Consider the following 18,806-nt stretch of genomic DNA (forward strand, 5'->3'; position numbering starts at 1 on the left):
CTTGACATAGAGATAATTGATATCGAGCTATTTATCTCGATGTCAAGACAGTACACTCGGGGCCATGACGGAAGCGCAGGACGAGGTCGACCGGCTCGTCGCGGCGTGGCGGGCGGAGCGGCCCGACCTCGACGTCGAGCCGCTGCAGGTGCTCTCGCGGATCTCCCGCCTGGCCAAGCACCTCGACCGGGCCAGGCGCGCGGCGTTCGCCGAGCACGGGCTGGAGCCCTGGGAGTTCGACGTGCTCACCGCGCTGCGGCGGGCCGGACAGCCCTACGAGCTGAGCCCCGGCGCGCTGCTGCGCGCCACCCTGGTCACCTCCGGCACCATGACCAACCGCATAGACCGCCTCGCCCAGGCGGGTCTCGTACGGCGCCGCCCCGACCCCGAGGACCGCCGCGGCGTCCTGGTCTCCCTGACCGACGCCGGGCTCGCCCGCGTCGACGCCGCCTTCACCGACCTGATCAGGCGCGAGCACACGCTGCTCAGCAGTCTGGAAGCGGACCAGCAACACGCCCTGGCCGGGCTGCTGCGCACGATGCTGGCGCCCTTCGACACCTGATCGCGGAGGTCAGTGCTCGGGCCGCAGCGACGAGCCGACGTACATGGCGGCGAGCATGGTGAACAGGTAGGCCTGCAGGAACTGGATGAAGATCTCGAACGCCGTCAGCACGATCGTCATGGCCACCCCGAGCACGCCCACGGCGAAACCCGGCAGGGTCGGCCGCTCGATCAGGAACCAGAACCCGACGGCGCTGAAGAACGCCAGCAGCGTGTGCCCTGCGAACATGTTCGCGAGCAGCCGCACGGCATGCGTGAACGGCGCGGTCACGAAGAAGTAGACCAGCTCCAGCGGCGCGTACAGGACGATCGCCAGGGCCCTGGGCAGCCCCGGCGGGAACATCATGCCCTTGAGATAACGGAACACCCCGTGCCGCGTGAAGGCCACATACAGCTTGACCAGGTAGACGGCGATCGCCAGCACCCACGGGAACGACGCCCGCGCGGTCACGGGGAACTGGAGCAGCGGGACGACCGCCAGCAGGTTCCAGACCAGGATCAGCAGGAAGAGGCTGAGCAGCAGCGGCATCCAGCGGTCGGCGTCCCGGCCTAAAAACGGCCTGGCTATCTGGTCGCGCACGAACAGGTAGACGTACTCGCCCACGTTCTGCACGCCGCGCGGCACCAGCTTGGGCCGGGAGTAGGCCGCCCAGGCGAACGCGCACACCGCCAGCGCCCCGAGGACGGCGAGCAGCACCGGCTTGGTCACCCACCCCTGCCACAGCGCGGGAAACTCGAACAGGTCGTCCGGGGACGGCGCACGAAAGTCGGGGGCGGCGGCCATGCATGCTCCTTCAGGGACAACCGGGTACGGTGTACCTAGTTTTCCAGCCCGGTACGGTGTACGCAATATGGAAAACGTGTGGATGCGGCCCGAGCGGCCCGCTCGGGGGCCTCGGCCCGGCTTCAGCAGGGCTCAGCTCACCGAGGCCGCGCTGCGGGTCGCCGACGCCGAAGGGCTCGACGCGATCTCGATGCGCCGCCTCGCCGCGGAGATCGGCTCCGGCACGATGTCGCTCTACCGGTACGTCTCGGGCAAGGACGATGTGATCGACCTGATGGTCGACGCCGTCTCGGCGGAGTTTCTCCCGCCTGACGTCCCCAGCGGCGACTGGCGGGCCGACCTGCGCGCCCTGGCCATCCAGGGCCGCCAGGCGATGCACCGGCACCCGTGGATGGCCCGGGTGACCGCCACCCGGCAGTCCAGCGGCCCCAACGGCGTGCGGACCTTCGAGCGCGCCCTGTCCGTGGTCGACGGGCTGGGCCTGAGCATCGACGTCATGCTCGCCCTGGTGGGGTCGGTGTTCGCCTACGTCAACGGGTACGTGGCCGCGGAGATGGGCGAGCTGGAGGCCCGGCGGCGCACCGGCCTGGACGTGCAGCAGTGGATGGCGCGCCAGGCCCCCTATCTGGAGACGCTGCTCAAGAGCGGCGACCACCCGTTGTTCGCCCGGGTGGTCGCCGAGAGCGGGCGTGAGCTCGCCGACCCGGACGAGCGCTTCGCGTACGGCCTGGACCGCCTGCTCGACGGGATCGCCGCCGCGCTCCCTGGCGGCTAGTCACCGAGGCGGTCGGCGGTCTCCAGCCACTCGGCCTCGACGGTCTCCTTCTGGGCCAGCAGGTCGCGGAGCCGCGCGTCGAGGTCGCCGAGCTTCTCGTAGTCGCCGGCCGCGCCGGCCATCTCGGCGTGCAGCTTGGCCTCCTGGCCGGCCAGCTTGTCGAGCTGCCGCTCCAGGCGGTTGAGCTCCTTGCGCAGCTCCCGCTCCTCCTTGGCCGACAGCCCCTGGGGCGCCGCGGGGGCGGACGGCTCGGGCCGGGCCTCCGGCTGGGCCGCCACCCGGGCCGTCTGCGCGGTGCCGGCGGCGCGCCGCTCCAGGTACTCGTCCACCCCACCGGGCAGGAGCGACAGCCTGCCGTCGCCGAGCAGGGCCACGCTGCGGTCGGTCACCCGCTCCAGGAAGTAGCGGTCGTGGGAGACCAGGATCAGCGTGCCGGGCCAGCCGTCGAGCAGGTCTTCGAGCTCGTTGAGCGTCTCGATGTCGAGGTCGTTGGTGGGCTCGTCGAGCAGCAGCACGTTGGGGTCGTCCATGAGGAGCCTGAGCAGTTGCAGGCGGCGCCGCTCGCCGCCGGACAGGTCGCCGACCACCTTCCACTGCGCCTCGCCCTTGAAGCCGAGGCGCTCCAGCAGCTGGGAGGCGGTCCACTCCTTCTTGCCGACCTGGACGTACTTGCGGATCTCCTCGACCGTCTCCAGCACCCGCCGGGTGGGGTCGAGCTCCGCCAGCTCCTGCGACAGGTGGGCGAGGCGGACCGTCCGGCCTTCGACGACGCGGCCGGAGTCGGGGGCGACGGTGCCGGCGAGCAGGCGCAGGACCGACGACTTGCCGGAGCCGTTGACGCCGATCAGCCCGACCCGGTCGCCCGGGCCGAACTGCCACGTGCAGCGGTCGAGCACCTTCGGGCCGGCGCCGGGGCCGCCCGCGTGGAGGGTGACGTCTTCGAGGTCGTAGACGGTCTTGCCGAGCCGGGCGCTGGCGAACTTCAGCAGCTCGACGGTCTCGCGCGGCGGCGGCTCGTTCGCGATCAGCGCCTGAGCCGCGTCCACCCGGAACTTGGGCTTGGACGTGCGGGCGGGCGGGCCGCGGCGCAGCCAGGCGATCTCCTTGCGCATGAGGTTCTGGCGGCGTTCCTCGGCGGCCTGGGCGACACGCGCCCGCTCGGCCTTGGCCAGCACGTAGGCGGCGTAACCGCCCTCGTAGCGCTCGACGCGGCCGTCGACGACCTCCCAGGTGCGGGTGGAGACGGCGTCGAGGAACCAGCGGTCGTGCGTCACCACGACCAGCGCGCTCCTGCGGCCGGACAGGTGGCCGGCCAGCCAGGCGATGGCCTCGATGTCGAGGTGGTTGGTGGGCTCGTCGAGCATGATCAGGTCGTGCTCGACGATGAGCAGTTGCGCCAGCGCGGTGCGCCTGCGCTCGCCGCCGGACAGGTCGCCCGCCTTGGAGTCGAGGTCGAGGTCGCCGATCAGGTTGCCGAGGATCTCGCGGACGCGCTGGTCGCCGGCCCATTCGTGCTCGGCCATGTCGCCCAGGACGAGGTCGCGCACGGTCATGCCGGGGTCGAGCGGATCCTGCTGGGAGAGGAAGCCGACGCGCAGGCCGCGGGTGTGGGTGACGCGGCCGCTGTCGGGGCTCACGCCGCCCTCGATCACGCGGAGCAGGGTCGTCTTGCCGCCGCCGTTGCGGCCCACCACGCCGATGCGCTCGCCGTCCTCGATGCCGAGGGAGACGTCGGAGAGCAGCGGCTTGGGCCCGTAGGCGTGGGAGACCGACTCGAGATTGACCAGATTCATCGCATCCCCAGGGTATCGGCTCGCGACGAGCACACCACCCGGCGCGGGACGGACGTCGGGCCGCCACCCGGTGAGTGCGCGGGCGCGGGTCAGACGAGGGTGGCGCCCGGGGCGGGGCCTTCGGCGACGACGGCGGCGCGGGTGCCCGGGGTGGTGGCGAGCGCGCGGGCCAGTTCCGCGGCGTGCGCGGCGTCACCGGCAAGGAAGGCGCAGGTGGCGCCGGAGCCGGAGACGATCGCGCCCAGGGCTCCCGCGTCGCGACCGGCGCGCAGGGTGTCGGCCAGCGGCGGGTGGAGCGCGAGCGCGGCCGGCTCCAGGTCGTTGGCGAGGCGGCGGCCCAGCTCGGCGGCGTCGCCGTCGCGCAACGCGGCCAGGAGCGCCGGGTCGGGCCGGGGCTCGGGGACGGGCGCGCCCTCCCTGAGGCGGTCGCACTCCTTGTAGACGTGGGCGGTGCTGAGCCCGGTGTCGGCGACCGCGAACACCCAGTGGAAGGGGCCGCCGACGGGCAGCGGGGCCAGGCGCTCGCCGCGCCCCGTGCCGAGCGCGGTGCCGCCCATCAGCGAGAACGGCACGTCGCTGCCCAGCTCGGCGCCGATCTCCATCAGCTCCTCGCGGGGCAGGCCGAGCCCCCACAGCTCGTCGCAGGCGACCAGCGCGGCGGCCGCGTCGGCGCTGCCGCCCGCCATGCCGCCCGCCACCGGGATCGTCTTGTGGATGACGAGCTCGGCGCCCCGATCGAGACCCGCCCGCGCGGCCAGCGCACGGGCCGCGCGGACCGCCAGGTTGCCGTCGTGCAGCGGCACCTCGGCCGCCCAGCCGCCGGTCACCGAGACCGTGATCGAGCGGGCCTCCCTGGCCACCACCTCGTCGAAGATCGACACGGCGTGGAAGACGTTGACCAGGTCGTGGAAGCCGTCCTCCCGCAGCGGGCCGACGGAGAGCTGCACGTTCACCTTCGCGGGCACCCGTACGGTCACCGAGCTCATCAGATCTTCTGCCACTTCCGTCGCTGCGAGGGTCGAGGACACTCGATCGTATCCGCGCCCGCACACTCCGCGTGCCGGACGCGGGGCGCGCACCGGCGGGACGGCGCTCAGCCGGCGACCGCCACGGCGTCCACCTCGAACAGCATGTCGGGCAGGGCGAGCGCGGCCACTCCGATCAGCGACTGCGTGGGCGGCAGGTCGCCCCAGATCTCCCGTACGGCCTCCAAGAGGATGTCCAGCTTGCCCGCGTCGTGGCCGACGATGTACGTCCGGATCTGGACGACGTGGCCGTAGTCCGAGCCGGCCGCGGCGAGCGCGGTGCCGAGGTTCGCGAACGACTGCCTGACCTGCTCGGCGAAGTCGCCGGAGGTCACGTGACCGTCGGGCCCGGAGGCGTACTGGCCGGCGATGAGGACGAGGTCCCCGGAGGCTCGTGCGATGTGGCTGTAACCGAAACCGGTGGGGTCGTGCAGCGTGCCGGGGTTGATGATGGTGGGTTTCATGATCGTGTTCCTTTCTGGATATGCCGCGTCCGATTGACGCCGACGATGAGCGCGGCGGCCAGGGCCAGCCCGGAGGCCACCCACAGGACACCGGCGACGGCGACCCCGTCAGCGGTGAACCCGCCGAGCACGGCGCCGAAGGCGATGGACAGGTTGAAAGCCGCCACGAACAGCGACGACGCCGATTCGGTCATCTCGGGCGCGGCCTTGAGCATCCAGGTCTGCAGGGTCACCGACACCCCGCCGTAGGCCAGTCCCCAGACGACGAGCAGGACGGTGCCCGCGAACGGGCCCCCGGTCAGCGCGAACAGAGCAGTGGCCGCGGACAGGACGGCGGCGATCAGGACGAGCGTGCCGCGCAGGTGCGCGCGCACCCGGTGGCCGGCGAGGAAGTTGCCGGCTACGCCCGCCAGCCCGTACGCCATCAGCAACGCGCCGATCCAGCCGTCGTCGATCCCGGCGAGGTCGTGCAGCAGAGGGCGGGCGAAGGTGTAGGCGGCGAAGTGCCCGGTGATCAGCAGGGCGGTGACGATCACGCCGATCCGGACACCCGTGTTCGCGCGCAGCAGGGCGGGCAGGTCGGGCAGGCCGATCGTGCGCTGCGCCGGCAGGCGAGGCACCAGAAGCAGCAGAGCGGCCAGCGCCACCAGCCCCAGGATCGCGACGCCGGCGAAGCCGCCGCGCCAGCCGGTCAGCTCACCGATCAGCGTCCCGGCCGGGACGCCGAGCACGGACGCGGTGGAGACGCCACCGAAGATCACGGCGGTCGCGGCGGCGACCTGTCCGGGCGGCACCAAGCGGACCGCGAGCCCGCCCGCGATGGCCCAGAAGCCTCCGACGCTCACCCCGACGGCGAGCCGTGCCACCAGCACGACGGCGAAGTGCGGGGCGAGTGCGCAGACCAGGTTCGCCACCGCCATGAGCCCGATCAGCCCGGCCAGCATGACCTTCCGGTCCACCGTTCCGGCCCGCGCCGTGAGCAGCGGGGCGGCCAGCCCGGCGACGAGCCCCGGGACGGTGACCATCAGCCCGGCCGTGCCCGGCGAGACGTCCAGTGCCTCGCCGATCGGTGTGAGCAGGCCCACGGGAAGCAGCTCCGAGGTCATCAACACGAAGATCCCCAGCGTCACCGCCGAGACCGCTGACCACCCTCGCACCTTTTCCTCTAACTGGATAGGAAACATCTAGAATTTCTCCAAAGAAAGCCGCTTCGGGAGAGGAGCCCCTCCCTTTCGCGGGCGCGGATTCAAGCTCGCCGGCTTCGCAACCCCTGGCGGGTCTCGTTCGGCGCGCCGGGGAACCGCGACTCGACCGTGGCCTTCACATCGGCGAGAGTCCGCGCGGCCAGCTCCGCCCGCCAGAGCAGCTCCGCTTTCCGCATGACCTGGGAGATCACACAGGTTTCCCGGTAGTCGATCCCCGGCTCGCCGTCCGGGGCGTCGCGCAGGATCTGGGCGCACTGGAACGCGTCCTCCGGCCCCTCGATCGCCACCACCACGTCCAGCACAGTGATCTTCCGAGGGTCGCGGGCGAGCTGGAACCCGCCACGCGGGCCGGAGACCGACGACACGATCCCCGCCCTCGCCAGCGCCTGCAACTGCTTGTTGAGGTACGCCGGAGGCAGCTTGAAGTAGTCGGCCAGGACCGCGGCCGGGACGGGGCGGCCGTCCTCGATCCACGTCAGGTTGAGGCACGTGTGCAGCGCCCACTCCACGCCCTCGCTCATCTTCACAATCCTGGATATTACGTATCCAGGATTGCTGCCGCAACTTGAAACCAGATAGCCGCGACGACCGCCCGCCGTGAATCCTGGGGTGGAGGCCGGTCGCCGCCCGATCTGATCGACGGCGACTTCATGGAAGGAATGCGTCGTGGGTGGAGTGACGGTCATCGAGGTGCCGCAGTGGCGTGGGTCCGGGGCGGCGACGGCGGAGCGGCTGGTGGAAGGGGCCCGGCTGCTGGGCGAGATGGTGCCGGCGGACAGGCGGGTGCGGGTCGAGGCCGACGACGACCTCGCGGTGACCGCGTCGCGCGTGCGGGAAGCACTGGCGGCGGTAGGCGACGATTTCGTGGTGACCGCGTCTCGGGCGCGGAGCGGCGGCGGTTTCGTGGTGACCGTGGGCGGCGACTGCGGGGTGGAGCTGGAGCCGGTGGCGGCGGCGCGGCGCGCGTACGGAGATCGGCTGGTCGTGGTCTGGTTCGACGCGCACGGGGATCTGAACACTCCCGAGTCCTCGCCTTCGGGGGCGTTCCACGGGATGGTGCTGCGGGCGCTGGTGGACGAGGGGCCGCGAGGGCTGACCGCCGACCCCGGCGTCGATCCCCGGCGGGTGGTGCTGGCCGGGGTTCGGGATCTCGACCCCGGCGAGGCCGCGTTCGTGGCCGAGGCCGGGGTCGGGCACGTGAGGACCGCCGACCCGGACGCGCTCGTGCAGGCGGTGACGGCGGCGGGTCTGCCGGGCGCCGACTCCTCCGGCCGGTTCCCCGCGTCCGGTCCGGGGGACGCGAGCGGCCCGCTTGCGCACGACATGGATACCGGGGACCGCGACCCGGTGGTTTACGTGCATGTCGACCTCGATGTGCTGGAGCCGGAGGTGTTCGGGAGCGTGGGAAGCCCGGTGCCGGGCGGGTTCCTGCCGGAGGAACTCGTGCGCATGGTGACGGCTCTGGGCGAGCGGTTCGAGGTGGCCGGGCTCGGGATCACCGAGTACGAGCCCGGCCGGCCCGAGGATCGGGAGGTGCTCGCGCCCGTGGTGAAGGCGCTGGTCGAGGCGTGTGCCGGTCAGCCCGGACGCACCGCGCCACGGTAGACCGACCCGAAGTAGGGCGAGCGGCGGAACTGGACGACCTTGACCACGTCGCCGGTCTTGGGGGCGTGGACCATGAGACCCGCCCGGAGGTAGAGGCCGACGTGGGAGGGGTCGCCCGTCCCGCCGCCGAAGAAGACCAGGTCGCCCGAGCGGAGCCGGGACAGGGGGACGCGTCGCCCCTGCCGGAACTGGGTGCCGGTGTAGTGACCGAGCCGGACCCCGGCCCTTCCCCATGCGTACATGGTCAGGCCGCTGCAGTCGAAGCCGACGGTGGCGGCTCCCCTGCCGATGCCCCTGGTGGGGCCGGAGCGGGACCCGCCGCCCCAGGAGAAGGGAGTGCCGATCCGCGCCAGGGCGGCGGCCGCCGCGACCTCGCCCTTGAGGCGCCTGGTGACCGTGTCCGGCTTGGAGCCGGTGTCCGGTCTGGTGGCCCTGTCCGGCTTCGTGGCGCGCTCCGCCTCGCCCAAGCCGCTCACCTCGGGCAGAGAGAGACGGCACAGGGACGGGTGGTCGAAGAAGCCGCTGCGCGGCGCGGGGCACAGAGCGGCGGCGTGGGCGGGGACGGGCACGGAGACGAGCCCACCGGCGAGAGCGAGCCCTATCAGACGGGTACGTGACTTCATGGTCGGCCTCCTCGTGATCGGGGAGGCCAGGATCATCCGCACGGCATGCCCGCCAACGGGCCGAACGGGGTTCTGGGGACAATGTCGAGCTGTCCACAGTCATGCGGACGGAGCTTGGACGACACGTCAACCCACGGACTGAGGTCGAGCATGGCGTCGCAGCCGAGTCTTGACCTCGCTGTGAAGGGTCAGCGCGGTATGAGGGCCCACACGACTCGTTCGCCTACTTGCGTGCGGTCGGTGCCCCAGCATCCGTTGGTGAGGTCGTCCACAACCCATAGGCCCCTACCTCTCGTCTCCTCGGGGCCAGGCATCGAGGGCAGCGGAACACCCCCCGATACGCCGGAATCCACGACGCTCAACCGCCAGTAGCGCCTCTCCCTCTCCTCCACCGCGATCAGGCTCATCCTCACCCAGGGGCCGCCGCCGTGAACCACCGCGTTCGTCACCAGTTCGGATGCGATGAGCTGAAGGTCGGCCAGGGCCTGGTGGTCACCCATCCACCCCCGAAGCTCTCTACGCGCCAGCGCGGCAACCAGCTCACGCTTGCCGACTTCGCTGAGCAACCACACTTTGATACCTGCGCACGGGTGCTCCGGCACTGTCACTCGCATAATCACCTCGGGGGCCGGGCGTACGACCTCGATTTCGGTCTGCACGCGCTTTTCCTCACCTCTACAAAGATCGTTCGCGCATGTGCGGTGAATCGTCGCGCGCTCTTGAATCACTGGCCAGAGTGCCAGCCAGACGCTACGTTGAGCAGCGAAAGCACCCGACATTCACCACACGAAACGACCCCACATTCCGTGTGTGGCGCTATATGTATCCACGCCAGGTCCCAGGAGTCGACAGATGCCCCCAAAAGAGCTGGACCCTGACGCCGGCCAAGCAGCGAGATTCGGGTACGAGCTGCGTAGAGAACGTGAAGCCAAGGGGATGACACAGGCACAAGTGGGACATCGGCTGGGCTTCGCCCCCACCACTATCGGCGCATTCGAGCTCGGCACACGTCGTCCTCACCTGAAGCTCGCGCAAGCGTGCGAGGAACTGTTCAGGCTGGAACCCGGCGAACTCGTCAGATGGCTGCCGGAGGAACCCTCGAAAGCCGCGCCGAAGTGGTTCGGCCCTTGGAAGCTCAGGGAACGCTCGGCCAGGGCCATCTACACCTGGGAGCCGGTCATCGTGACCGGCCTGCTCCAGACCCGCGAGTACGCCGAGATCATCCTTCGGGCCAGACCAGGGAAGAGTCCCAGCCAGGTGCAGGAAGAAGTGGCGGCGCGGATGGAGCGCCAGGCCATCCTCACCCGCGACGATCCCGTGCTGCTATGGGCTTTTATGGACGAATCCATTCTTCATCGTCCGATCGGGTGCGAGGCCATCACCAGAAAGCAACTTGAACATCTCGTCGAGATGTCCGAACGGCCCAACATCACGATCCAGATCCTCCCGTACAGCGCCATGAGCGCCATCGGGATAGGCGGCGCTTTCGCTCTCGCTCAGGTCCCGGACGAGCCGGATGCGGCCTACATCGAGGGCTCTCTCCACGGACAGATCCGAGACACCGGCGACGACGTGGACATTCTCAAGCGGAGAATGGACCACATCAGGTCAGAGGTGCATTCTCAGCGCAATTCCATCGAAATGATTAAGAATAGGTTGGAGGAAGAATGGACCTGGAGCTGAAACGAGAGCTCACCGACGCCGAATGGATCACGGCATCGAGCGACAACGGCGGCAACTGCCTTGAGGTGGCATTCCTCAGCGGGGACCGCGTCGGAATCCGCGACACGGAGCGGCCGGACCTGGAGCCATGGGTGGTCCGCGGCCCCGTCTGGGAAACCTTCAGCGAGGGCGTGAAGCGAGGCGTCTTCGACCGCTCCCCCTGATCAGATACCCCACGAGGGCCTGGCCCGTCGTCAGGCCCTCCCCCATTTCCAACGACACAGACATGTGTGTCACCGAAGGCTTCGGACACCACAACCGACCTAGGATCGCAGGCATGACCTCCACCGGTGTTGACCGCCTCCTGCGGATTGGCCTGCCCGTGGGTGTGTGGACCAAAGCCAAGGCATCCGGAGGAAACGGCGGGAGCTGTGTCGAGGTGATGCGGCGACCCGATGACAGCGTTCTCCTCCGGGACACCAAGGACCAGGGCGAGGGACCCGTGCTGGCCTTCGGGCCGGACGAGTGGCGGGCTTTCCTGGACGGGGTGTCCAAGGGGGAGTTCGACCTCCCCTGAGCCGATCAGGGCTTGTGTTCCGCGATGCGGGCGAAGGCGTGGATGTCCAGTTGCTCGCCCCGTACCGAAGGGTCCACCCCCGCCGCCCGCAACGCCTGCTCGGCCCCAGCCGGGCTGCCCGCCCAGCCCGCGAGAGCGGCGCGGAGGGTCTTGCGGCGCTGGGCGAAGGCGGCGTCGATCACCGCGAACACCTCCTCGCGCGTGGCCGTCGTCGGCGGCGGGTCGCGGCGCACCAGCGAGACCAGGCCGGAGTCGACGTTCGGCACCGGCCAGAAGACCGTGCGGCCGACGGGGCCGGCTCTGCGTACGTCGGCGTACCAGGCGGCCTTGACCGACGGGATCCCGTACACCTTGGAGCCGGGCGCGGCGGCGAGCCGGTCGGCGACCTCGGCCTGGACCATGACGAGGCCTCTCTGCAGCGAGGGCAGCACCTCCAGCAGGTGGAGCACCACCGGCACCGCCACGTTGTAGGGCAGGTTGGCCACCAGCGCCGTGGGGGTGTGGCCGGACAGGTCGTCAGGCGTGACCTTCATGGCGTCGGCCTGGATCACCGTGAGCTTGTCGGCGAGGCCCCGCTCGGCGACCGTCTTCGGCAACTGCGCCGCCAGCACCGGGTCGATCTCGACGGCCACCACGTGACGGGTCTCCGGCAGCAACGCCAGCGTGAGGGAACCGAGGCCGGGGCCCACCTCGATGACCACATCGTCCGAGGTCACCCCCGCCACGCGGACGATGCGCCGGACGGTGCCGGCGTCGATCACGAAGTTCTGGCCTAGCTTTTTTGTGGGTCGCAGATCTAGCTTGTTCGCCAAAATACGTATTTCTGCTGGGCCCAGGAGCCTCATCATCCAATAAGTGTCGCGCATCGAAGAACCTGCGATGGCGCACGGGGGCCGGGTGAGGGGAGGATGGGTGGAACAGGAAGGGACATCCCTCATGGAGCCAACGGGCGCCGCCCCGCTTCGCCCGACGGACTTACGGGAGATCGGGCCGTACCGCCTGCTCGGGCGGCTGGGTGAAGGCGGCATGGGGACTGTCTTCCTCGCCCGCGCGCCGACGGGGCGGTTCGTCGCGGTCAAGGTGGTGAAGGCCGAGTTCGCCAACCAGGAGGGGTTCGCGGCCCGCTTCCACGCCGAGGTGGAGAACGCCCGGCGGGTGGCGTCGTTCTGCACGGCGCAGGTGCTCGACAACGGCAACACCGGCGACGGCCGGCCCTACATGGTCACCGAGTACATCGCCGGCACGCCCATGTCCGACCAGATCTCCACCTACGGGGCCCTGGATCCCGGGCCGCTGCACGGCGTGGCGCTGGGGGTGGCGGCGGCGCTGGCGGCGATCCACGTGGCCGGGCTGGTCCACCGCGACCTCAAGCCGGCCAACGTGATCCTCTCGCTGTCGGGGCCGCGGGTGATCGACTTCGGCATCGCCAGGGCGCTCGACAGGGAGACGGGGTTCACCATGTCCGGGGAGCTGCTGGGCAGCCCCGGGTGGTGGGCTCCCGAGCAGGTACGGGGACACATCGTCACTCCGGCGGCCGACATCTTCGCGTGGGGCTGCCTGGTGGCCTACGCGGGCAACGGGCGGCACCCGTTCGGCCGGGGCGACCCCATCACGCTCGCCACCCGCGTGCTGCACAGCCAGCCTGACCTGGGTGCGCTGCCCGCGCCGCTCAACGAGTTGGTGCGGCGGGCCACGGCGATGGAGCCGGAGCAGCGGCCCACGGCTCAGGAGCTGCTCATCGCGCTGGTCGGCGGGAGCGCGCCCGCACCGGCGGCGACGGTGAACCCGCCGACCCTGGTGGCGACCGACCTGATGGCGGAGTGGGAGCCGCCCAGGAACGTGGTCGACGAACCGGACATCACCGCGACCTTCACGACGCCCCCGCCCAGTGACACCATGGTGGATCGGGACCCTTCGGGGAAGCGGCCCGCGGGACTCATCCCGTCCCGCGGCCAGGAGGGTCCCCCTTCGCAGGACTCCTCACCGCCGGCGGCCCTTCAGAGCGGCTCCTTACCCGGCGGGGCCGCCGTTCCGGGTGGAGCGCTCTTACCCACCGGCGCGGGCGAGCGCCCTCCGACGCCGGCAGAGCACCGCGCTCCCCCACGCGACGAGGCGCATGCGCCCGCCCGCGAGCAGACCACGCAGCGCAGCCCTGCGCCGTCTCAAGGGGCAGGCGCCCCAGGCGATCCGTACGCGACCACGACGGACGCCCCTCCCGAACAGCAGGACCATACGGGCGAGCCGGTTTCCGTGACCGAGCTGGGCAGGCGGGAGGAGCTGGCCGCGCGGGAGGAGCTGGCCCGCTGGCAGCCCGCCGCACTCCCCCAGCAGGGCTCGACGACGATCCCGCCGCCCGGCGGCGAACCGACCGACCCCGGCTACCAGCGTCCGCGCAGCACCCGGTGGCTGATCGCCGCCGCGGCCGCGCTGCTGGCGATCACCGTCACCGGGGCCGTGCTCATCGTCACGTCGGGCCGCGACACCCCGGCCGGCACCACCGCGACCGGCTCCCCCGCCGCCGCCACCGCACAGCCCAACGACGTCGGGCGGCGGTTCGCGCTCGGCCCGGCGTTCGACGACCCGATGGTGATCGTGCCGGAGGCGCCGCGGTGCGGGCTGCGGGAGTACGAGGGCAGGACGCAGACCCAGGGCCAGCTGTGCGTGGTGCGCTGGGTGATGCTGAACCCGGGCGGCCGGCTGTGGGAGATCGGCAATCCCGTGGTGACCCTGCGCGACGACCGGGGCGGCCGCCACGACCCGATCGACGACGGTGCGGCGCCGGCGGCCATCGCGCCGGGCGACCGGATCGACGGGGTGCTCGTGTTCGACCTGCCGCCGTACCGCAAGCCGGTGGAGCTGTCGGCGACGATGCTGAAGGACGGCGAGCAGATCGAGGTCAAACTGTGAAGATCCGCGCGATTCTGCTGGCGGTGCTGCTGGGTGTGTCAGGGCAGGGGGTCACGTACGCGGCGGGCACGGCCTGCGCCGGGGTGAGCGACTTCGACGGCGACGGGGTGGACGACGTCGCCGTGGGCGACCCCTTCGCCGAGGGCCAGAAGGGCGCGGTGCACGTGCTCTCCGGCGACACCTCCATCCCGGTGACCGTGCAGGGGCTGGCGGAGGGTGACGCGTTCGGCTGGTCGGTGCGGCTGGCGAAGGTGAACGCCGACGAGTGCGCCGACCTGGTCGTGGGCGCCCCGTACACGGATGTGGACGGCAACGCCGACGCGGGCACCGCGTACGTGATCTACGGCGGCGGCGCGCTCGAGCCGCGGCGGCTGGTGGCGGCGGAGCCGCAGCGCGGCGCCCGGCTGGGCTGGTCACTGGCGGCGCGTGGCGACCTCGTGGTGATCGGGGCGCCGTACGAGGACGACGGCGACCTGGCGGACGCCGGGGCGATCTACGCGCTCAAGGGCGGCGGCGCGTTGCGGCGGGTCACGCAGGCGACGGTCGAGGTGCGGGGCAACAGCGAGGTGGGTGACCAGTTCGGCTACTCGCTGGCCATGGGGCCCGGCAACGGCGTGGTGGTCGGCGTGCCGTACGAGAACGACGACGGTCAGGGCCAGCAGGTGGATTCCGGCAAGGTGGACTCGGGTTCCGTGGTGGTCATCCAGGACGTGCTGGCGGAGAAGATCGTCAGCACCAAGCTGGACTCGCCCACGGACAAGGCGGGCGACAAGTACGGGTACGCGGTGGCCTGGGTCGACGGGGCGGGGCCGGCCGTGGGCGCCCCGGGTGCCGGGTACGTGCAGCTCTACGACGAGAAGCTGGCCCCGAAGGCCCGGGTGCGGCAGGAGGGCGAGGAGGCGTTCGGGTTCTCGCTGGCCGCCTCGGCCGACGGCAGGCTGGCCATCGGCGCCCCGTACGGCGGCGGCGTCCGGGTGGTCACGGCCGCGGACGGCAAGGACGACAGGCGGCTGCCGCCCGCGGACGGGCTGTTCGGCTGGTCGCTGGCGTTCAGCGGCAACAAGCTGTTCGTCGGGCAGCCGGACGCGGCCCCGTACGGGAAGGTCACCGTCGCGGCCCGCAACTCCGACGACCTGCGGGCCGTGCAGCCGCCGAAGGGCGCCGACTTCGGGGTCTCGCTCGGCTAGCCGAACAGGTGGGCTCCGCAGTTCGGCCATTGCTCCTGCCACCGGCCGGCGACCCGCTGGTAGAGGAGCTGCGCCCGGTACGTCTGCTCCTCGGGCGGCCAGGCGTGCGGCATGCCGGTGCCGCCGACGAGCTGCCACATCGGCAGACTGAACTGGTAGAGCCCGTAGTAGGGGCCGCTGGGGTTGTAGGCGGTGGGGTCGCCGCCGGACTCGCACATGGCCAGCGCGTCCCAGTCGAGCCGCATGACCTCGTCCCCGACGGGCTCGGTGCGGGGCGGCAGCACGGTGATGACCGAGCCTTCGCCGGGGAAGGCGCGCAGCGGCGGCCGGATCAGCGACCCGGGCTCGTACGAGATCCCGGCGCGTTTGAGCACCTGCCTGACGGTCCTGCCGGTGGTGGTCACGTCGCGGCGGGTGCCGTTGGCGACGATGTGCACGGTCCGCCGGGTGTAGATGATCAGCGCCATGCCCGACAGCGGCACCGGCTCGTACCTGGGCGCAGACAGCCTCCCCCGCAGCGCGGCCATGTCCAGCTCGGCGAGCGCGTCGCGCACGGTGGTGGCGGTGACCAGGCGGCGGCTGGTGCGGCCGTCGACGGTCAGCGTGATGGGCCTGGCGTGGCGGACCTCGACGCGCACCCCGTCGGCCAGCGGCGCCCGCGCGCCGGGCCGTACCAGGTCGCCGTCGCCGAAGGGCACGTCATGGTCGGCGAGCAACTCGTGGACGGAGTCGGCGAAGCTGCGCACCTCTTGCCGCCGACCGTCGACGATCAGCACCACGTCCTTGGCCATGCCGCCGAGGACCGCGATGGCGCCGGTGGCGAGCAGGCCCGCCAGGCACGCCAGGGGCGTCCACGGCGAGCGCCACGGGATCCGGGGGCGCGGGGCACGTCTCTTTCCTCGCACGGGGGACCTCCGGTACGTCTCCTGAGGCGCCCGACAGTAGTGGCGGCCGCCACGCCGCCATCACCGCTTCACCGGAACATGGTCACCACTCGCCGAAAACGGTGACTCCGTTGTCGCTGATGGCCTCGCACAACCGGTCAGGATGGACGTTCTTGACCTCGGCGAGGCAGCGCAGCGTGATCGGGACGAGGTAGGGGGCGTTGGGCTTGCCGCGGTGCGGCACCGGCGGCAGGTAGGGCGCGTCGGTCTCGACCAGCATCAGCTCGGCGGGCGCCACCCGGGCGGCCTCCCGCAGCGCGTCGTTCTTCTTGTACGTGACAGGCCCGGAAAATGACATGAAATATCCGGCGTCGGTGCATTTCTTGGCCATATCGGCGTCGCCGGAGAAGCTGTGGAACACCACCACCGGCGGCGCCCCCTCGGCCGCCAGCACCTTCAGCACGTCGTCGTGCGCCTCCCGGTCATGGATGACCAGCGCCTTCCCCGTACGCTTGGCGATCTCGATGTGCGCGCGGAAACTGGCGTGCTGGTCGTCCCTGGACGCCCAGTCGCGGAAGTAGTCGAGCCCGGTCTCGCCGACGGCGCGCACCTCCGGCCGCCCCGCCAGCTCCTCGATCTCGGCCAGGACCTCGGGGGTGGCCGCGTGCGACTCGTTGGGATGGACCGCCACGCCGGCGTGGACGTCGGCGTGGGCGGCCGCCACCTCGGCGTTCCATCGCGAGGACGGCAGGTCGTAGCCGATCGTCACCAGCCGGGTGACACCCACCGCGCGGGCGTCGTCGAGGATGCCGCGCACGGTGGCCGAGGCCGCCTGCGCGGCCTGGGCCACCGGGTCGCCCGAGGACGCCTGCCGGTCGCCCACCATGATGTCGAGATGGCAGTGGCTGTCGAACACCGGCGCGGACAGCGGCTCCGGCGGGGCGGGCGGCTTGGTCACGGGATCAGCCTTCCAGCCTGGCCAGCTCTTCGTCGACGACCTTCGGGTCGAGCTTCTTGAACAGCGGCACGGGCGGCGCCAGCGGGATGCCCGGCTTGATCGGCCGGTGCTCCCAGCGGGCCGCGCCGTCGTACTCGCCCGTGATCACGGGGTAGGCGGCGCCGCCGTCTTCGTCGACCTCGCGGATCTCCGGCATGCCGGACCAGACGCCCTCGCCGCCGAGCATCGCGTGGACCTTGTTGGACGAGCCGGGCAGGAACGGCGTCAGCATGGTCTTGGCGTCGTCGACCACCTGGAGCGCGACGTGCAGGATGGACTTCTGCCGCTCCGGGTCGCCCTTGAGCTTCCACGGCTCCTGCTCGGCGAGATAGCGGTTGGCGTCGCGGACCACGTCGAGCGCCTCGGTGATGGCGTTCTTGAACCGGGAGCGGGCCAGCTCGGCGCCGACCGGGCCGAAGGTGTTGCGCGAGCGCTCCAGCAGCGCCCGGTCGGCGTCGGTCAGGTCGCCGGCCTCCGGGATCACGCCGAAGTTCTTGGCCGCCATGGAGATCGACCGGTTGACGAGGTTGCCCCAGGCGGCGACCAGCTCGCCGTTGTTGCGGTTGACGAACTCCTGCCAGGTGAAGTCGGTGTCCTGGTTCTCAGGACCGGCGACGGCGATGTAGTAGCGCAGCGCGTCGGCGTCGTAGCGGGCCAGGAAGTCGCGGACGTAGATGACGACCTGCCGGGAGGAGGAGAACTTCTTGCCCTCCATGGTCAGGAACTCGCTGGAGACCACCTCGGAGGGCACGTCGAGCGCGCCGAGCGAGCCCGGCGTGCCGCCCTTGTCGCCCTGCCCGCTGTAGCCGAACAGCATCGCCGGCCAGATCTCGGCGTGGAAGACGATGTTGTCCTTGCCCATGAAGTAGTAGCCCCGGGCGTCGGGATTCTGCCACCACTGGCGCCAGGCCTCGGGGTCGCCGGAGCGCCTGGCCCACTCGATGGACGCCGACAGGTAGCCGATCACCGCGTCGAACCACACGTACAGCCGCTTGTTGGGCTGGTCGCGCCAGCCGTCGAGCGGGATCGGCACGCCCCAGTCGAGGTCGCGGCTGATCGCCCGGGGCTGCAGGTCGCCGAGCAGGTTGAGGGCGAACTTGAGCACGTTGGGCCGCCACTCGCCCTGCTTGGAGCGCAGGTAGGTGCCGAGCACCTCGGCGAAGGCGGGCAGGTCGAGCATGAAGTGCTCGGTCTCGGTGAAGACCGGCGTCTCGCCGTTGATGCGGCTCACCGGGTTGATCAGCTGGATCGGGTCGAGCTGGTTGCCGCAGTTGTCGCACTGGTCGCCACGCGCGCCGTCGTAGCCGCAGAGGGGGCAGGTGCCCTCGATGTAGCGGTCGGGGAGCGTGCGCCCGGTCGACGGGGAGATGGCGCCCATCGTGGTCTTGGGGAAGATGTAGCCGTTGGCGTGGAGACCCTTGAAGATCTCCTGCGTGACGGCGTAGTGGTTGCGCGTGGTCGTGCGCGTGAACAGGTCGTAGGACAGCCCCAGCCCGGTGAGGTCCTCGGCGATCACCCGGTTGTAACGGTCGGCCAGCTCCCTGGCCGTGACGCCTTCCTTGTCGGCCTGCACCTGGATAGGAGTGCCGTGCTCGTCGGTGCCGGAGACCATCAGCACCTTGTTGCCCGCCATCCGCTGGTAGCGGCTGAAGATGTCGGAAGGCACGCCGAACCCGGAGACGTGCCCGATGTGGCGGGGGCCGTTAGCGTACGGCCACGCGACGGCGGTCAGAATGTGCTGGGACATGGTCCAAGCC

General features: G+C 71.0%; 20 protein-coding genes. 8 read left to right on the top strand and 12 right to left on the bottom strand.

What is annotated here, in order from left to right:
* The first annotated feature begins 64 nt into the window (after positions 1-64).
* Complete coding sequence (locus tag ACIBF7_RS37110; protein WP_148029099.1) at positions 65-562, top strand: MarR family winged helix-turn-helix transcriptional regulator; 498 nt, start codon at positions 65-67, stop codon at positions 560-562.
* A gap of 9 nt (positions 563-571) precedes the next feature.
* Here ACIBF7_RS37110 and atpB read toward each other — a convergent pair whose 3' ends face one another.
* The gene (gene atpB / locus ACIBF7_RS37115) at positions 572-1,345 is read right to left on the bottom strand and encodes a F0F1 ATP synthase subunit A (RefSeq protein WP_148029098.1); all 774 of its coding nucleotides are present in this window, start codon (positions 1,343-1,345) and stop codon (positions 572-574) included.
* Positions 1,346-1,412: 67 nt separating this feature from the next.
* On the opposite strand from atpB, the gene ACIBF7_RS37120 reads away from it, so the two are divergent.
* On the top strand, positions 1,413-2,120 hold the full coding sequence (locus tag ACIBF7_RS37120) for a TetR/AcrR family transcriptional regulator (protein ID WP_148029097.1): 708 nt from the start codon (positions 1,413-1,415) through the stop codon (positions 2,118-2,120).
* On the opposite strand, the gene ACIBF7_RS37125 is transcribed toward ACIBF7_RS37120, so the two are convergent.
* From ACIBF7_RS37125 to ACIBF7_RS37145, 5 genes are all read right to left on the bottom strand, one after another.
* A complete protein-coding gene (locus ACIBF7_RS37125; RefSeq protein ID WP_271279488.1) occupies positions 2,117-3,913 on the bottom strand; it encodes an ABC-F family ATP-binding cassette domain-containing protein in 1,797 nt (598 codons plus the stop codon). The genes ACIBF7_RS37120 and ACIBF7_RS37125 overlap by 4 nt on opposite strands.
* An 89-nt stretch (positions 3,914-4,002) precedes the next feature.
* Positions 4,003-4,899, bottom strand: a complete 897-nt coding sequence (locus ACIBF7_RS37130; protein ID WP_271279489.1) for a 4-(cytidine 5'-diphospho)-2-C-methyl-D-erythritol kinase — start codon at positions 4,897-4,899, stop codon at positions 4,003-4,005.
* A gap of 107 nt (positions 4,900-5,006) precedes the next feature.
* Positions 5,007-5,402, bottom strand: coding sequence for a RidA family protein (locus ACIBF7_RS37135; RefSeq protein ID WP_397199225.1), 396 nt, complete (start codon positions 5,400-5,402; stop codon positions 5,007-5,009).
* Positions 5,399-6,586: an MFS transporter gene (locus ACIBF7_RS37140; RefSeq protein ID WP_397199226.1), complete on the bottom strand. Its 1,188-nt coding sequence runs from the start codon at positions 6,584-6,586 to the stop codon at positions 5,399-5,401. Before ACIBF7_RS37140 ends, ACIBF7_RS37135 begins: the two co-directional genes overlap by 4 nt.
* A gap of 62 nt (positions 6,587-6,648) precedes the next feature.
* A complete protein-coding gene (locus ACIBF7_RS37145) occupies positions 6,649-7,128 on the bottom strand; it encodes an Rrf2 family transcriptional regulator (protein WP_271279492.1) in 480 nt (159 codons plus the stop codon).
* A 145-nt stretch (positions 7,129-7,273) separates the two neighbouring features.
* On the opposite strand from ACIBF7_RS37145, the gene ACIBF7_RS37150 reads away from it, so the two are divergent.
* Positions 7,274-8,212: an arginase family protein gene (locus ACIBF7_RS37150; RefSeq protein ID WP_397199227.1), complete on the top strand. Its 939-nt coding sequence runs from the start codon at positions 7,274-7,276 to the stop codon at positions 8,210-8,212.
* Here the strand turns inward: ACIBF7_RS37150 and ACIBF7_RS37155 are convergent.
* Positions 8,185-8,835, bottom strand: a complete 651-nt coding sequence (locus ACIBF7_RS37155; protein ID WP_397199228.1) for an NlpC/P60 family protein — start codon at positions 8,833-8,835, stop codon at positions 8,185-8,187. The two genes, ACIBF7_RS37150 and ACIBF7_RS37155, sit on opposite strands and share 28 nt — an antisense overlap.
* Positions 8,836-9,023: 188 nt before the next feature.
* Positions 9,024-9,494, bottom strand: a complete 471-nt coding sequence (locus ACIBF7_RS37160; protein WP_397199229.1) for an ATP-binding protein — start codon at positions 9,492-9,494, stop codon at positions 9,024-9,026.
* Positions 9,495-9,687: 193 nt separating this feature from the next.
* On the opposite strand from ACIBF7_RS37160, the gene ACIBF7_RS37165 reads away from it, so the two are divergent.
* The 3 genes from ACIBF7_RS37165 (at position 9,688) to ACIBF7_RS37175 (ending at position 11,074) form a co-directional block, all read left to right on the top strand.
* The gene (locus ACIBF7_RS37165; RefSeq protein ID WP_397199230.1) at positions 9,688-10,518 is read left to right on the top strand and encodes a helix-turn-helix domain-containing protein; all 831 of its coding nucleotides are present in this window, start codon (positions 9,688-9,690) and stop codon (positions 10,516-10,518) included.
* A complete protein-coding gene (locus ACIBF7_RS37170; RefSeq protein ID WP_219549449.1) occupies positions 10,503-10,721 on the top strand; it encodes a DUF397 domain-containing protein in 219 nt (72 codons plus the stop codon). Before ACIBF7_RS37165 ends, ACIBF7_RS37170 begins: the two co-directional genes overlap by 16 nt.
* A 113-nt stretch (positions 10,722-10,834) precedes the next feature.
* Positions 10,835-11,074, top strand: coding sequence for a DUF397 domain-containing protein (locus ACIBF7_RS37175; RefSeq protein WP_397199232.1), 240 nt, complete (start codon positions 10,835-10,837; stop codon positions 11,072-11,074).
* A 5-nt stretch (positions 11,075-11,079) separates the two neighbouring features.
* Here ACIBF7_RS37175 and rsmA read toward each other — a convergent pair whose 3' ends face one another.
* Positions 11,080-11,919 carry a 16S rRNA (adenine(1518)-N(6)/adenine(1519)-N(6))-dimethyltransferase RsmA gene (rsmA, locus tag ACIBF7_RS37180; RefSeq protein WP_271278191.1) on the bottom strand — a complete coding sequence of 280 codons (840 nt, stop codon included), beginning with the start codon at positions 11,917-11,919 and terminating at the stop codon, positions 11,080-11,082.
* Between the two features lie 91 nt (positions 11,920-12,010).
* On the opposite strand from rsmA, the gene ACIBF7_RS37185 reads away from it, so the two are divergent.
* Both ACIBF7_RS37185 and ACIBF7_RS37190 read left to right on the top strand, forming a co-directional pair.
* Entirely contained in the window at positions 12,011-13,981 is a 1,971-nt protein-coding gene (locus ACIBF7_RS37185; protein ID WP_397199233.1) for a protein kinase, read from the top strand.
* Positions 13,978-15,168: a hypothetical protein gene (locus tag ACIBF7_RS37190; protein ID WP_364237312.1), complete on the top strand. Its 1,191-nt coding sequence runs from the start codon at positions 13,978-13,980 to the stop codon at positions 15,166-15,168. The genes ACIBF7_RS37185 and ACIBF7_RS37190 overlap by 4 nt, the downstream gene beginning before the upstream one ends.
* Here the strand turns inward: ACIBF7_RS37190 and ACIBF7_RS37195 are convergent.
* From ACIBF7_RS37195 to metG, 3 genes are all read right to left on the bottom strand, one after another.
* Entirely contained in the window at positions 15,165-16,073 is a 909-nt protein-coding gene (locus ACIBF7_RS37195) for a resuscitation-promoting factor (protein ID WP_271278184.1), read from the bottom strand. The genes ACIBF7_RS37190 and ACIBF7_RS37195 overlap by 4 nt on opposite strands.
* A gap of 82 nt (positions 16,074-16,155) precedes the next feature.
* Entirely contained in the window at positions 16,156-17,010 is an 855-nt protein-coding gene (locus ACIBF7_RS37200) for a TatD family hydrolase (RefSeq protein WP_271278183.1), read from the bottom strand.
* Between the two features lie 4 nt (positions 17,011-17,014).
* Positions 17,015-18,796: a methionine--tRNA ligase gene (gene metG / locus ACIBF7_RS37205; RefSeq protein WP_219549439.1), complete on the bottom strand. Its 1,782-nt coding sequence runs from the start codon at positions 18,794-18,796 to the stop codon at positions 17,015-17,017.
* Between the last annotated feature and the right edge of the window lie 10 nt (positions 18,797-18,806).

Source organism: Nonomuraea sp. NPDC050478, assembly GCF_044458265.1.
GTDB classification, from domain to species: Bacteria; Actinomycetota; Actinomycetes; order Streptosporangiales; family Streptosporangiaceae; genus Nonomuraea; species Nonomuraea ferruginea.